Raw genomic sequence first — 14,360 nt, 5'->3', positions numbered from 1 at the left:
GGGCATCATACGGCGAGCCTGCTTTCTCAGGCGGCCGATTCAGGGACGTGGGTGCCAAGAGCTCCAGCCCCTGCGCACCGCGCCGTCCGCCTCTAGACTGGGCCGATGAGCCCAGACTCCTCTCCCCTGCCCACCTATCAGGACTCCGAGCTGCGCCGGGTGCTGTGCGTGGTGGCGCACCCTGACGACATGGAGTACGGCGGATCGGCCGCCGTCGCCCGCTGGACCGCGCGCGGCGCCGAGGTCTCCTATCTGCTTCTCACCGCCGGGGAAGCCGGGATGCGCAGCCGAGACCCCGAGGAAGCCGCGGAGATCCGCGCCGAGGAGCAGCGGCGGGCCTGTGAGCTGGTCGGCGTCTCCGACCTGGTGATCCTGGATCTCCCGGATGGGACGCTGGAACCCTCCCTGGACGCCCGACGCCAGATCGCCCGGCGCATCCGGCAGCTGCGCCCCGAGGTGGTGCTGACCCAGACCTGGGAGCTCGAGGTGGCCTGGGGACTCAACCATGCCGATCACCGCGCGACCGGGCTCGCCACCCTCGACGCCGTCCGGGACGCCGATAATCCCTGGGTCTTCCGCGAGCTTCTCGAGCAGGAGCGGCTCGAACCGTGGGCGGTGCGTGAGCTGCTGGTCTTCGGCTCGGCACCGACCCATGTGATCGACATCAGCGGGGAGCCGCTTCAGCAGGGCCTGGCCTCGCTGGAGGCTCACGAGCAGTACCTTCAGGAGCTGGGAGGCGCCGCGGAGACCCGGCAGATGCTGGAGTCCATGGCTGCAGAGCAGGCGGCGGATCTGCCCGGAGTCGACCATGCCCTCGGCGTGGCCGTGCACCGGATGAGCTGACCTGCGACCCTGAAGCCCGAGCCCACTGCGACCCTGAAACCCGGACTCATCTGCAGCGGGCGAGCCCGCCTGGGCACCGGGACCTAGAGCCCGGGCAGGTACTCCCCCGGGTCCACGCTGCGCTCGGGGTCCCAGGGCTGCTCCCAGCCCAGCCGGTTGAGCACCCGGTCCACCAGGATCCCAGTGAAACCCCAGATCAGCGTGCCACCCACGAGGAACGCCGGTGCCTTGAACACGGTTCCTGCGCGAGGCAGAACGGTCATCCGGCGATTCTCCGGCTCGATCAGGGCATCCAGTCGCACGGTGAGCACCCGCTCGACCTCACCGGTCTGCGGACGCAGAACCCCGGTATGCCCAGCCATGCCGATCACCGGTGTCACCATGAAGCCGCTGATCGGCACCGGAGCCGGCGGGAGCGAGCCCAAGACCTGGACCCGGGCGGGGTCCAGGCCCACCTCTTCCTGGGCCTCCCGCAGTGCCGCGGCGGTCGGATCGCGATCGAACTTCTCCTGCGCCCCGCCGGGGAAGGAGATCTGCCCGGGGTGCTTCTTCAGCCCCGGGGAACGTTCGGTCAGCAGCAGGTGCGCCTGGTCCTCGTCGGGGGTGGGGGCGCAGAAGAGCATCAGCACCGCGGCCTGCCGGGCGTTCTCCATACCTGCCGGAGTCTCACGCGGGGGCCGGGTGGTCGGGCGCGGATTCCACCAGCCGCCGGAGCTTGAGGATTCCGGATGCGTGCGCGCGTAATCGCGCCCCTGCTGCAGCAGGGCCTCGAGCCGGGTCGGGACCGCGGTGCCGGTCAGCGAGAACTCCGCAGGGACTCCCCCGCCGAGCACATCGGGTCCGTGCCGTGCGGCCTCGGCATCACGCACTGAGCAGGTATCCCTGCGCGCGCAGCTCCCGGCGGGTATGCCCGGCCTGCATCTTCGCCAGCAGCTCCTCGCGCCCCGGGGCCAGCTCGTATTTCAACAGGGTGGCCGCCGTCTCCGGATCGACCTCCCCGGCGCCGAAGGAGGGACACAGCGAGGCGATCGGGCAGGCTCCGCAGGCAGGACGCCGGGCATGACAGATCCGCCGCCCATGGAAGACCAGGCGGTGGGACAGGTCGGTCCAGTCGCGCCGTTCGAAGAGCTCGGCCACCTCCTGCTCCACCTTCACCGGGTCCTGCTGCTGGGTCATCCCCAGCCGTCGGGCGAGCCGGCCGAAGTGCGTGTCCACGGTGAGTCCCGGTTTGCCGAAGGCGTCCCCGAGCACCACGAACGCGGTCTTGCGGCCAACCCCGGGCAGCTTGACCAGCGCATCCAGGGAACCGGGCACCTCGCCGTCGTGCTCGGTGACCAACGCGTTGCAGAGCCCCAGCAGCGAGCGGGTCTTGGCCCGGTAGAAGCCCGTGGACCGGATGACCTCGGCGAGTTCATGCTCCTCGGCGTGGGCCATGGCGTGGGCGTCGGGCCAGCGGCGGAAGAGTTCCGGGGTGATCGCATTGACCCGCACATCGGTGGTCTGCGCGGAGAGCACCGTGGCGACCAGCAGCTCGAAGGCGTTGTTGAAGTCCAGCTCGGCCACGGCGTAGGAGTAGACCTCCCCCAGGACGCGATTGATCCGGCGCACGCGGCGCTTCTTCCCCAGCAGGGTCTCTTGACTCATCGCAGACCATTCTACGAAAGCCTCATGGGTGCGTCCGCTATGTGATATCCACCTCAGACCTGGCGGCCCGGAAGATGTATTGTGAGCGGGAACACAGGAGTATCCAAGGAGGAGCCGCATGACCCAGAATCCCCAGCAAGAGAACACATTGGACTCGATGCAGAAATCGGGTCAGGTATTCCCCCCGAGCGAGACTTTTGCGAAGAACGCCGTGGCCACCCAGGACCGGTATGACAGCGCATCCAAGGATCGACTGGGCTACTGGGCCGAGCAGGCCCGCTCCGTGCTCAGCTGGGACAAGGACTTCACCGAGGTGCTGGACTGGTCCGAGGCCCCGGTGGCCAAATGGTTCGTCGGCGGCGAGGTGAACGCGGCCTACAACGCAGTGGACCGCCACGTCGAGGCCGGCCATGGCAGCCGCGTCGCGCTGCACTTCGAGGGCGAGCCCGGAGATTCGCGCAGCATCACCTACCAGGAGCTGGCCGACGACGTCGCCCGCGCCTCCAACGCCTTCGAGTCCCTGGGCCTCACCAAGGGTGACCGGGTGGCCATCTACATGCCCATGATCCCCGAGACCATCGTGACCATGCTGGCCTGCGCCCGCATCGGCGCCATCCACTCCGTGGTCTTCGGCGGGTTCTCCTCCGATGCGCTGCGCTCCCGCGTGGACGACGCCGAGGCGAAGCTCGTGGTCACCGCCGACGGCTCCTACCGCCGCGGCAAGCCCTCCACCCTGAAGCCAGCCGTCGACGACGCGCTCGCCGAGCCCGGACACACCGTGGAGCACGTGATCGTGGTCAAGCGCAACGGTGAGGAGGTCGCGTTCAACGAGGACCTCGACGTCTGGTGGCACGATGTGGTGCCCCAGCAGTCCACCGAGCACTCCTATGTGGCACACGACTCCGAGCACCCGCTGTTCATCCTCTACACCTCCGGGACCACCGGGAAGCCCAAGGGCATCCTGCACACCACCGGCGGCTACCTGACCCAGACCGCGGTGACCCACCGGGACAGCTTCGACCTGCGTCCAGAGACCGATGTCTATTGGTGCACCGCCGACGTCGGCTGGGTCACCGGGCACTCGTACATCGTCTACGGCCCGCTGGTCAACGGCTCCACCCAGGTGATCTACGAGGGCACCCCCGACTCCCCGCACAAGGGGCGGCTCTGGGAGATCGTGCAGAAGTACGGCGTCACGCAGTTCTACACCGCGCCGACGCTGATCCGCACCTGCATGAAATGGGGCCGGGAGATCCCGGACCAGTTCGATCTCTCCACGCTGCGCGTGCTCGGCACTGTGGGCGAGGCGATCAACCCCGAGGCGTGGCTGTGGTTCCGCGACGTGATCGGCGCGAACAACGGCGTCGGCAAGGACCCCAAGGCGGAGCCGGCCCCGATCGTGGACACCTGGTGGCAGACCGAGACCGGGGCGCATATGATCGCGCCGCTGCCCGGTGTGACCGCCACCAAGCCAGGCTCCGCGCAGACCCCGGTCCCGGGGATCTCGATCGGCATCGTCGATGAGATGGGCACACCCCTTGAGAAGGGCGAGGCCGGGCTGCTGGTCATCAAGGAGCCCTGGCCCGCCATGCTGCGCGGCATCTGGAAGAACCCGGAACGCTACCAGGAGACCTACTGGTCCCGCTTCGGGGACGTCTACTTCGCCGGCGACGGAGCGCGCACCGATGAGGACGGCGACGTCTGGCTCATGGGTCGCGTGGATGACGTCATGAACGTCTCCGGGCACCGACTCTCCACCACCGAGATCGAATCGGCGCTGGTCTCCCACCCGGCGGTGGCCGAGGCCGCCGTCGTCGGCGCCAAGGACGCGACCACCGGCGAGGCCGTGGTGGCCTTCGTGATCCTGCGCGGTGACTCCGAGGGTGGCGATAAGGAGCAGATGGAGCAGGATCTTCGCGCTCATGTGGGCAAGGAGATCGGCCCGATCGCCAAGCCGCGCAACGTGCTGGTGGTCCCTGAGCTGCCGAAGACCCGCTCGGGCAAGATCATGCGGCGGCTGCTCAAGGACGTGGCCGAGGGCCGGGAGGCCGGCGACGCCTCCACTCTGGCTGATCCGACGGTCATGCTGCAGATCGCAGAGGACATGCGCGCCAAGCACGGCGCGTCCTAGCTCCACCGGGTCTCCCCACCTCGTTGAGGGGCGGATTCTCCGGGCATTCTGACCTCGCAAGGGGATGAGATGCTCGCAGAATCCGCCCCTCAGCGCGTGGTGGGGGTTTCTGCGGGCCGGTAAAGTGTGTCCATGCCCACTGAGACTCCCCGCCTGCTGATCATCAACGGCCCCAACCTGAACCTGCTGGGCACCCGTGAGCCGGGGATCTACGGGGCCTCCACACTGGCCGACGTCGAGCAGCTGTGCCGGGAATCGGCCTCAGCGCTCGGCTTCGAGGCCGAGCTGCTGCAGTCCAACCATGAGGGCGTCATCATCGACGCGATCCAGGCTGCCAGGAACAACGCGGTGGGCATCGTGATCAACCCCGCGGCGTACACCCACACCTCGGTGGCCATCGCCGATGCGCTGCGCGCGGTGGAGCTTCCCGTGGTGGAGGTGCACCTCTCCAACGTGCACTCCCGTGAGGAGTTCCGCCGGCACTCCTACGTCTCCCCCGCCGCGGTCGCGGTGATCGCCGGCGCCGGGATCAACGGCTACCGCTACGCTGTGGATCACCTGGCCTCGCTGCTGCACGAAGACTGAGCTGCTGCACCAGAGCTGAGCGCTCAGCTCCCCATGGAGCTGCGCCACGCGGCGTCGAGCTTGGCGTAGTAGCCGCCCTGGGCCGCCAGATCTGCGGGAGCCCCGTCCTCGACCACCCGGCCGTCGTCGATCACCAGGACCCGGTCGGCGATCGCCACCGTGGAGAGCCGGTGCGCGATGATCAGCGCGGTGCGGTTGCCCAGCAGCCGCTCCAGCCCCTGCTGCACCAGCGCCTCGCTGGGCAGGTCCAGCGAAGAGGTCGCCTCATCCAGGATCAGCACCGCGGGGTCGGCGAGGAAGGCGCGGGCGAAGGAGATCAGCTGGCGCTGACCGGCCGATAGCCGACCGCCGCGCTTGTTCACATCGGTGTCGTAGCCCTCGGGAAGGTCCATGATCAGCTCGTGACATCCCACGGCCTTGGCCGCGGCGATGATCTCTGACTCGGTGGCCTCCGGGCGGCCCAGCGCGATGTTGCCCCGGATGGTCCCGGAGAAGAGGAACGCCTCCTGGGTCACCATCGCCACGTGCCGGTGGTGATCGGCCACGGAGAGGTCTCGCAGGTCCACGCCGTCCAGGCTCACCGAACCGTCGCTGACATCGTAGAAACGCGCCAGCAGCTTGGCCAGGGTGGACTTCCCCGCCCCGGTGCGCCCCACCACCGCCACCGTCTGACCGGCGGGGATATGCAGGTCCAGGGCATGGAGCACCTCGGGGCCATCCTCGGAATACCGGAAGGTGGCCTGGGCGAACTCTAAGTCTCCGCGGGCGGAGGGAAGGCGTCGCGGGTGCTGCGCCTCGGTGACCGTGGGACTCTCCTCAAGCAGCCCGGAGACCTTCTCCAGCGCCGCGGTGGCGGACTGCAGGGAGTTGTAGAACATCGCGATCATGTCCAGCGGCTGGAACACTCGCTTGCTCGCCAGCACCAGGGCCACGAGCACGCCGATGCCCAGATCCCCCTCCAGCACCCGGTATCCGCCCCAGAGCAGCACCACGGTGACCGTGACGTTGCCGATGAGCATCAGCGAGGGCTGCAGCACGCCGAAGAGCGAGATCGAACGGACCATGTCATCGCGGTAGTCAGCCGCCAGGCGGCGGTACTGCCGGGACCGGGAATCCTCCCGGCGGAACGCCTGCACGGCGCGGATGCCGGTCATGGACTCCACAAAGTGCACGATCATCCTCGCCGAGGACACCCGGGTGCGCCGGTAGGCCACCTCGGAGTTGCGCTGGTACCAGCGGGCGAGCACCGTGATCGGGATCAGCGCCGCCACCAGGACCAGCCCGGAGCGGAAGTCCATGATCCAGATGGTCACGGCGGTGAAGAACATGAACATCACGCCTTGGACCAGCGAGTTGACCCCGCCGTCGAGCAGCTCGCGCAGCGACTCCAGGTCCGAGGTCTGCCGCGAGATCACCTTCCCGGAGGTGTAGTCCTCATGGAAGTCCAGGCTCAGCGCCTGGGTCTTGCGGAAGACCTCCCCGCGCAGCGTGAAGAGCATCTGCTGCGAGGCCTCGGCGGTCATCCGGGTGTAGTGGAAGATCAGCACCCCTGCGGTGACCGCGCAGGCGATGTAGGACAGTCCCGGCAGCCACATCCCGGAGCTGTCCCCCTCGGTCATCCTGGGCAGCCCCCAGTCGATGGCCCATGCGACGATCAGCGGGATCGAGGCCTGTGCGGCCTGGGCGATCACCACGAACAGCGCGGTGATCAGCAGCTTGCGCCGGACTCCGACGGAGAGCTGGACCAGCAGCCTCCAGGAGCGGTGTCGGATGAATCCGCGCTCCTGCTTGTCCAGCTGGATCTGCTCCTCGCCGGCGGTGCCGCGCAGGTGCGCGAAACGATCCGACTCTGGGTCACCGGACTGCGCGGAAGTCTCGCTGAGCCCAGCCTCGCTGAGCCCGGGCAGGCTCCGAGTTTCCTCGCTCTTGCGGGTCTGGCGGCTGGAGTCACTCATGGCTGAGCACCTCCTCGGCACTGACGGGGCGGATGCTCGCGCTCATGACCTCGCGGTAGGCGGTGCTGCGCTCCAGGAGTTCGGCGTGGGTGCCGACGTCGCTGATCCGGCCGTGCTCCAGCAGCGCCACCCGATCGGCCATCGCCACGGTGGAGGGACGGTGCGCGACGATCAACGTGGTGGTCCGGTGCAGCACCTCGCGCAGCCGGTGGGTCACGGCCTCCTCGGTGCGCACGTCCAGGGCGGAGAGCGGGTCATCGAGCAGCAGCACCGAGGGTGCGGCGGCGATGGCACGGGCCAGTGCCAGGCGCTGGCGCTGACCGCCGGAGAGGCTCAGCCCCTCCTCCCCGACCGGGGTGTCGACGCCCTGGGGCAGGGTCTCGACGAACTCGGCATCGGCGGTGAGCAGCGTGCGGCGCAGCACCTCCTCGAGCTCCTCCGGGGCGGGGGCCGCGTCGCGGTGCGGGTCCTGGGGATCGTCCACGTCGCGCAGATGGGAGGTGCCCAGCAGCACGTTGGACTTCACCGAGGTGGAGAACAGGATCGGGTCCTCGAAGGCCACCCCGATCCGGGAGCGCAGATCCGCCAGGCTGAAGTCCTTCACGTCGACACCGTCGATCCGGATGGCACCGCCGGTGGCCTCGTAGAGTCGGGGGATCAGGTTCAGCAGCGTGGAGGTTCCGCCACCGGTGGCGGAGACCAGGGCCATGGTCTCTCCGGGGCGCACCTGCAGGGTGACCCCGTTGATCAGGTCACGCTCCCCGGTCTTGGTGTCCGGGTAGCGGAAGTGCACGTCGTCGAGTTCGAGCAGTCCACGCTCCGGGGCGCGGACCGGCGAGGCCGGGGACGTGATCTCGGTGCGGGTGTCCATGACGTCGACGTGCCGGTCGATGGCGGTCTTCGCGGTGAAGGTCATGCCCAGCATCATGCCCACGCCTTCGATGGGGCCCTTGAGCACGGCGGCGGTGGCGAAGAACGCGGCCAGTGCGCCGACGCTGACCCCGGTGCTCTCCTGGTTGGCGACCTGCCAGAGTCCGATCAGCAGGCACAGCCCCAGGATCCCTTCGGGCAGGATCACCATGGCCATCAGGAACTTCGCCAGGGTGCGGGCCTTGGAGACCTCGAGGTCGCGCAGCTCATCGGCCTCTTCGGTGAAGCCCTGCAGCGCGTGGTCGCCGCGGCCGAAGGCCTTCAGGACCCGGATGCCGTGGACGGACTCCTCCACCTTGGTGGCCACGTCGCCGGCCTGGTCCTGGGAGGCACGCGAGTAGTGCACGAACTTCTGCCGGAACCTCGGTCCGATGATCATGATCGGCAGCGCGGCGCCGAGGAACACCACTGCCAGCAGCGGGGAGAGCGTGGCCATCAGGGTGAAGCCGACCACCAGGCTGACCACCGAGGTGATCAGCATCAGCGAGCCGAAGGCGAACCAGCGGCGCAGCAGGTTCAGGTCTGCGATGGCGCGGGACTGCAGCTGCCCGGCGCCCCAGGCGGCGTGGAAGGAGGCGGAGAGGTCTTGGAGCTTGTCGAAGAGCCCGGTGCGCATCGAGGTCTCCGCGTCCGAGGCCGGCGGAATCACGAAGAACCGGCGCAGATAGACCAGCCCGGCCTCCAGGATGCCCAGACCGAGGATCACCGCGCCGGCGGCCCACACCGCGCTGACCTGGGCGCCGTCGTCGAGCAGTGAGTTGACCAGGACCTGGAGCACCTGAGGGATGGACAGCGCGACGACGCCGGCGCCGATCGCCGCGATCAACCCCAGGGTCCAGCGCAGCTTCAGACCCTCGAGGTAGGGCCCTAACCGCGCAAGCGACTGGAAGAGCGTACGACGGCCCCCGTCGGTCTCAGCCTTCTCCACCCCGGTCGCTCGTTGCATCAAGCAACTAACCTATGTGGTTTCCTGCTGAACTTCAATGAGTGTGGCCTCGGGTGGGCAGAACAGCCGCACCGGCGCGGTCCGCGAGGTTCCGATGCCTGCGGAGACATGGAGCGGGACCGACCGGGCGGGCTGCTCCGGATGGCCTGGCGGCTTCCGTGCCGGAACGTGCACCGAGCTCAGCCCCTTGGCCTGCGGACGCGGCAGGTCACAGTTGGTGACCAGGGCGCGGCCGCCAGGCAGGCAGACCTGTCCACCGTGGGTGTGCCCGGCGAGGATCAGCTCGGCCCCGCTGCCGGCCAGCGTGTTCAGCGCGCCGGAGACCGGGGCGTGGGCCACACCGATGCGCAGCGGACCGGTGTTCGAGTCCTGTTCCGGCGAGGCTCCCGCGTCCGTGGGCCAGCCCTGGAAATCGTCGCGACCGATGTGCGGATCATCCACCCCGGAGAAGGCCAGCGGCTGCCCGGCCACGCTGAGTGTTGCGGTCTGATTGTTGAGGTTCTTCCAGCCGCTGGATTCGAAGCTGCTGAACAGGCGCTGCCAGTCCAGATCCTCAGGGTGCGCATCCAGGCTGGAGGGGCCGCGGAAGTAGCGCAGCGGATTCTTCCAGGTGGGCGCGTAGTAGTCATTGGATCCCCCGACGAAGACCCCGGGCAGTTGGCGCAGCGGCTCCAGCGCCTCGAGCACCTCACCCACGGCGTTCGGGTGCGAGAGGTTGTCCCCGGTGTTCACGACCAGATCTGGCTGCAGCTGCGCCAGGGACTGCAGCCAGGCGAACTTCTTCCGCTGACCCGGGACATAGTGGATGTCCGAGATGTGCAGAATCCGCAGTCCCGCGCCGGCTCGCAGCGGCAGCACGAGGCGGCGGGTCCGGAAGTCAGTGACCCCCAGGCCGACCACCTTCAGGGACGCGACGGCGCTCAGTTGTCGTCCCCGCCGTTGTTGCCGCCGTTGTTGTTGGAGTTGTTCCCGCCTCCGTTGTTGGAGTTGCCGCCGTTGTTGTTGGAGTTGTTCCCGCCTGCGTTGTTGGAGTTGTTCCCGGAATCCTCATCGGACTCGTTCTCGCTGGAGTCTCCCCCTCGCGAGACGGTGCCGCCGTCGCGGTAGCGTGCGCGGTCGCGACGATCATCGAAGGGCGAATCATCGGCCTCACGGAAGTCCGAGGTGTCGTAGTCTCCGCCTACTCGCTCCATGAATTCCAGCCACATGGGGGCGGCCAGGGTGGATCCGAAGAGCTCCTCATAGCGCTCTCCGTTGATCACCCGGTCCCGGTAACCGGTGCTGCCCTCGGGGTTCCCGACCCAGCTGGCGGTGGAGACTCCGGAGGAGAAGCCGACGAACCAGGTCTGGGCGTAGTCCTCGGAGGTGCCGGTCTTGCCCGCCATCGGGAACGGCGGGTTCCCGGCGGCAATCGTTCCCTCGGCGATGTTGATGGTGATGTCGTTGACCTGAGCGACCACGTCCTCGTCGATGACCTGCTCGCAGTTGGCCTCGGGGACGTCGTACTCGTTGCCGTGGGTGTCAGTGACCTCGAGGATGGCGCGCGGTTCGCAGAAGTTTCCGTCGTCGGCGAAGGCCGCGTAGGCGGCGGCCTGGGTCAGCGGGGCGATCTCATCGGTGCCCAGCACGAAGGAAGGGTTCTGCGGGGACAGGCCCAGGCTGGTGTCTGCAGCCCGGTGGATTCCCAGTCGGTCCGTGAGATCGGTGATGGCGCAGAGGTCCATATCCGAGGCCGTGGCGATCGTTGCAGTGTTCACGGAGAAGTAGACGCCGTAATCGATGGTCATGCGGCGGTTGGAGTCCTCTTCGACGTTCTCCACGTTCCACTCGCCGTCGGTCCGGGCGAAGCCGCCATCCAGGCAGCTCGCTTCCCAGCGTTCGGTGTCGGCCCACTCGTCCCCGGAGGCATCCACCACGTCGTCGGTGGCGCCGCCTTCTTCCACGTGCGCGGCCACGACGAAGGGCTTCAATGAAGAGCCGGACTGGAATCCGATGCCGCCGCCATCTTCCTGGTCCACGTTGTAGTTGATGGTGGTCTGTCCGCGCTCGTTCCCGGGGCTGAATTCCCGGTTCTGCGCCATGGCCAGGATGTTTCCGGTGCCGGGCTCGACCGAGGAGATGGCCGCGCCGGCGCCTGATTCATCGTCGCGCGGGACGGTGGCCTCGACCTCTTCCTCGGCAGCCATCTGGGCATCTGGATCCAGGGTGGTGGTGATGCGCAGGCCACCGCGGTCCAGCAGCTCTGCCCGGGCTTCCTCATCGGGCCCGAAGGTGTCGCTGGCGAGAATCTCGCGGCGCACGTAGTCGCAGAAGTATTCGCCCATAGTGGCGGAGATGCAGCCGACCTCTTCGCGGTTGATGTCCAGGCCCAGGTCTGAGGCGATCGCCTCGTCGTACTCCTCCTGGGAGATGGCGCCTTCGTCGAGCATCGCGCCGAGCACCACGTCGCGGCGCCCCTGGGATGCCTCCGGGTTGACCTCGGGGTTGTAGCCGTTGGGCGACTGGACCATGCCGGCCAGCACGGCGGCCTGCGCCGCGTTCAGCTCCGAGGCCGGGATCCCCCAGTAGTACTGCGAAGCGGCCTCCACACCGTAGGTGCGGCCACCGAGGAGCACGATGTTCAGGTAGCCCTCGAGGATCTCGTCCTTGGTCATCTCCTGCTCCACGGCCACGGCGAGCTTCATCTCACGCAGCTTGTCCGCGTAGGTCTTCTGTCCGGTGCCGGAGATGGTGAGCCGACCCTCGCCGGTGAGCACCACCGCGTTGATCAGCATGTTGTTCACATACTGCTGGGTCAGGGTTGACGCGCCCTGCTGTGAGTCTGAGGTGGCGTTGTGCACCAGCGCGCGGGAGAGGCCGCGGGCATCGACGCCCCCGTGCTGGTAGAAGCGCTCGTCCTCGATCGCGATGATGGCGTCGATCATCTCCTGTGAGATGTCCTCCAGGGCGACCGGCTGCCGGTTCTCCGCGTAGAAGGTGGCCAGCTCGGTGCCATCGGAGGCGTAGATGTAGGAGGGCACGCTCAGCGGCTCCTCCGCCAGCTCGGCGGGGATGTCCTCCAGGATGTCCGTGCCGGCTGCCGCGGCGGCGCCGCCGGAGGCGGCCAGCGGGAAGATCAGCCCTGCTGCCAGCAGGCCGCAGAGAGCACTCACGCCCAAGAAGGACATGATCTTGCCGACCGTGGTGGCAGTATCAAACAGGGGAGATTTACGAGACGCCATGGGCTGTATCTTACCGGCAAGGTCCAAGCGGCCGTGTGAGGTGACATCGAGGTGATCGGGGCCGTCCCTTCAGGCTGACGGCGAGCGTCCGTTAGTCTGAGGATATGAGTGCATCTGAGACCCAATGGGAATACGCCACGATTCCGCTGATCATCCACAACACCAAGGGCATCCTTGACCAGTGGGGCGAGGACGGCTGGGAGCTGGTGACCGTTCTGCCCGGACCAGAGGGCAACGCCCCGGTCGCCTATCTCAAGCGCCCCCGGAACTGAGCAGGTCGGCGTGGCTGAGCAGGTCTCTGCAGTCGAATCCCGCCTGGCCGAGCTCGGCCTGAGCGTCCCCGAGGTGGTTCCCCCGGTCGCCTCCTACCAGCCGGCGGTCATCGCCGACGGCGTGGTCTACGTCTCCGGGCAGCTGCCCTTCGTCGACGGTGCCCTGCCGATGACCGGCAAGGTCGGCGCAGAGGTCACCGAGGAGCAGGCCTATGAGCTCGCGCGCCAGTGTGCGCTGAACTGCATCGGCGCGCTGAAGTCGGCACTGGGCGATCTGGATCGCGTCACCCGGATCGCCAAGGTCGGCGGCTTCGTCGCCTCGGCACCGAGCTTCACCGGTCAGCCCAAGGTGCTCAACGGCGCCTCGGAGCTGCTCGGCGCGGCCTTCGGCGACGCTGGGCAGCACGCCCGCAGCGCCGTCGGCGTGACGGTGCTGCCGCTGGACACCCCGGTGGAAGTCGACCTCATCGCCCATGTCCGCTGAGCCCGCCGTGGTCCTGACTCAGGACAGCCGGTGGCAGAAGCAGGAGCGCGCCTGGGCCGCCGTCGGCTTCGCCCCGGTGATCATCGGCGGTGACGCCGGAGCCTACGGGGCCGCCCGGGCGTTCCATGAGGCTTACGGCATCACCTCGCTGGTGCTCTCAAAGCACCAGATGTGGATGATCAAGCATTCCAAGATCATCACGCATCTCGAGATCGAGAACGGCACGGTGATGGAGCATGTGCGCACCGGGCTGAACCTGGCACCGATCCGGCGACTGCGCGATCAGGGCATCCCGATCCTGCTCCTGGGCGCGATCGACTCCACCGTGCAGGCGATCATCGAGCTGCGCGAGGCTCACCCGGAGGACCTGGTCGAGGACGTCGTCGTCCCCTATGTGGACCGGGCCCGGTTCGACGCCGCGACCGTGAAGGACAACTTCACCGCGCTGGCCGAGAAGCTCGGCGTGGACCACCCGGTCACCCGGGTGGTGGACTTCAGTGCGGACCTGGACACCCAGCTGCCGCTGGATCTCAGCTTCCCGGTCTGGGCGAAGCCGGCCGATGTGACGGCCTGGTACTGGACCGAGTTCGAGGGCAAGCACAAGGTGCACCGGGTCGAGACCCCTGATGACCTGGCCGAGCTCTTCGGCAAGGTCCACGCGGCCGGGTACCGGGCCAGCTTCGTGGTGCAGGAGGAGGTCCCGGGCGATGACCAGAACATGCGGGTCCTGACCTGCTATGCCGATCAGAACTCGCGGATTCGCTTCGCCTCCTGGGGCGAGACCGTGGTGGAGGATCACTCCCCCGCCGCGCTGGGGAACCCCTCGGTGATCCTCACGACGAAGAACTCCGAAGCGGTGGACCAGGCGCAGAAGCTGCTCACCGAGCTGGACTGGGTGGGCTATGCGAACTTCGACCTGAAATACGATCCGCGCGATTCCAAGACCAAGTTCTTCGAGCTGAACCCTCGGCTGGGCCGCTCCAGCTACTACATCACCGGGGCAGGGAACAATCCGGTGGAGTACTACGTGCGGGACTTCATCCGCGGCGAGCTCTCCGCCGACGGCGGGACCTCCCGGGTGGAGGACCAGGCCGAGACGGTCTACACCGTGCTGCCGGGATGGCTGGCGGCTCGCTACGTCTCGGACCCGGACCGACGACGCCGGATCCGGCGCGTGCTGCGCTCCGGTGGCACGCGGAACCCGTTCTTCTATGCCGCTGACCGCAGTCCGCGACGGATCGGGCTGCTGCTCGCCGCCCAGGCCTCGCTGGTGCGCAAGTTCCTGCGGTTCTACCCGCCCTCGCGCGTCACCGGGGAGTAAGGGCCCAGCGGGTCGGAGTCCCACCGGC

12 protein-coding genes are annotated in these 14,360 nt (G+C 68.0%); 6 read left to right on the top strand and 6 right to left on the bottom strand.

The window, feature by feature from the left end:
- Positions 1-105: 105 nt before the first annotated feature.
- Positions 106-843: a PIG-L deacetylase family protein gene (locus HNR24_RS11665; protein WP_182495866.1), complete on the top strand. Its 738-nt coding sequence runs from the start codon at positions 106-108 to the stop codon at positions 841-843.
- Between the two features lie 83 nt (positions 844-926).
- Here HNR24_RS11665 and HNR24_RS11660 read toward each other — a convergent pair whose 3' ends face one another.
- Together HNR24_RS11660 and nth are read right to left on the bottom strand one after the other, a co-directional pair.
- On the bottom strand, positions 927-1,712 hold the full coding sequence (locus tag HNR24_RS11660) for an NUDIX hydrolase (protein WP_220477226.1): 786 nt from the start codon (positions 1,710-1,712) through the stop codon (positions 927-929).
- Positions 1,705-2,487: an endonuclease III gene (gene nth / locus HNR24_RS11655; protein ID WP_058889577.1), complete on the bottom strand. Its 783-nt coding sequence runs from the start codon at positions 2,485-2,487 to the stop codon at positions 1,705-1,707. The genes HNR24_RS11660 and nth overlap by 8 nt, the downstream gene beginning before the upstream one ends.
- Positions 2,488-2,605: 118 nt before the next feature.
- Between nth and acs the strand changes: the two genes are divergently transcribed.
- Positions 2,606-4,618 (top strand): acetate--CoA ligase, encoded by a 2,013-nt coding sequence (acs, locus tag HNR24_RS11650; protein ID WP_182495865.1) that lies wholly within the window; start codon positions 2,606-2,608, stop codon positions 4,616-4,618.
- 132 nt (positions 4,619-4,750) lie between these two features.
- Positions 4,751-5,203, top strand: coding sequence for a type II 3-dehydroquinate dehydratase (gene aroQ / locus HNR24_RS11645; RefSeq protein WP_182495864.1), 453 nt, complete (start codon positions 4,751-4,753; stop codon positions 5,201-5,203).
- Between the two features lie 23 nt (positions 5,204-5,226).
- Here the strand turns inward: aroQ and HNR24_RS11640 are convergent, their stop codons facing one another.
- The 4 genes from HNR24_RS11640 to HNR24_RS11625 are packed head-to-tail and all read right to left on the bottom strand — an operon-like array spanning position 5,227 to position 12,255.
- The gene (locus tag HNR24_RS11640) at positions 5,227-7,158 is read right to left on the bottom strand and encodes an ABC transporter ATP-binding protein (protein WP_083505029.1); all 1,932 of its coding nucleotides are present in this window, start codon (positions 7,156-7,158) and stop codon (positions 5,227-5,229) included.
- Positions 7,151-9,034 carry an ABC transporter ATP-binding protein gene (locus HNR24_RS11635; protein WP_058889575.1) on the bottom strand — a complete coding sequence of 628 codons (1,884 nt, stop codon included), beginning with the start codon at positions 9,032-9,034 and terminating at the stop codon, positions 7,151-7,153. Before HNR24_RS11635 ends, HNR24_RS11640 begins: the two co-directional genes overlap by 8 nt.
- 12 nt (positions 9,035-9,046) lie before the next feature.
- Entirely contained in the window at positions 9,047-9,934 is an 888-nt protein-coding gene (locus HNR24_RS11630; protein ID WP_310735439.1) for a metallophosphoesterase, read from the bottom strand.
- A 20-nt stretch (positions 9,935-9,954) separates the two neighbouring features.
- Positions 9,955-12,255, bottom strand: coding sequence for a transglycosylase domain-containing protein (locus HNR24_RS11625; RefSeq protein ID WP_220477225.1), 2,301 nt, complete (start codon positions 12,253-12,255; stop codon positions 9,955-9,957).
- 104 nt (positions 12,256-12,359) lie between these two features.
- Between HNR24_RS11625 and sp36 the strand changes: the two genes are divergently transcribed.
- The 3 genes from sp36 to HNR24_RS11610 are packed head-to-tail and all read left to right on the top strand — an operon-like array spanning position 12,360 to position 14,332.
- Positions 12,360-12,527 (top strand): Sp36 family protein, encoded by a 168-nt coding sequence (gene sp36, locus HNR24_RS11620; protein WP_166645872.1) that lies wholly within the window; start codon positions 12,360-12,362, stop codon positions 12,525-12,527.
- Positions 12,528-12,537: 10 nt separating this feature from the next.
- A complete protein-coding gene (locus HNR24_RS11615) occupies positions 12,538-13,011 on the top strand; it encodes a RidA family protein (RefSeq protein ID WP_182495863.1) in 474 nt (157 codons plus the stop codon).
- Positions 13,001-14,332 (top strand): carboxylate--amine ligase, encoded by a 1,332-nt coding sequence (locus HNR24_RS11610; protein ID WP_259392451.1) that lies wholly within the window; start codon positions 13,001-13,003, stop codon positions 14,330-14,332. The genes HNR24_RS11615 and HNR24_RS11610 overlap by 11 nt, the downstream gene beginning before the upstream one ends.
- Positions 14,333-14,360: the final 28 nt, after the last annotated feature.

The sequence above is a fragment of the Nesterenkonia sandarakina genome (assembly GCF_014138825.1).
Lineage (GTDB): Bacteria > Actinomycetota > Actinomycetes > Actinomycetales > Micrococcaceae > Nesterenkonia > Nesterenkonia sandarakina.
Note: the sequence above shows the minus strand (reverse complement) of the source record. Positions and strands in the feature narration are given on the sequence as shown.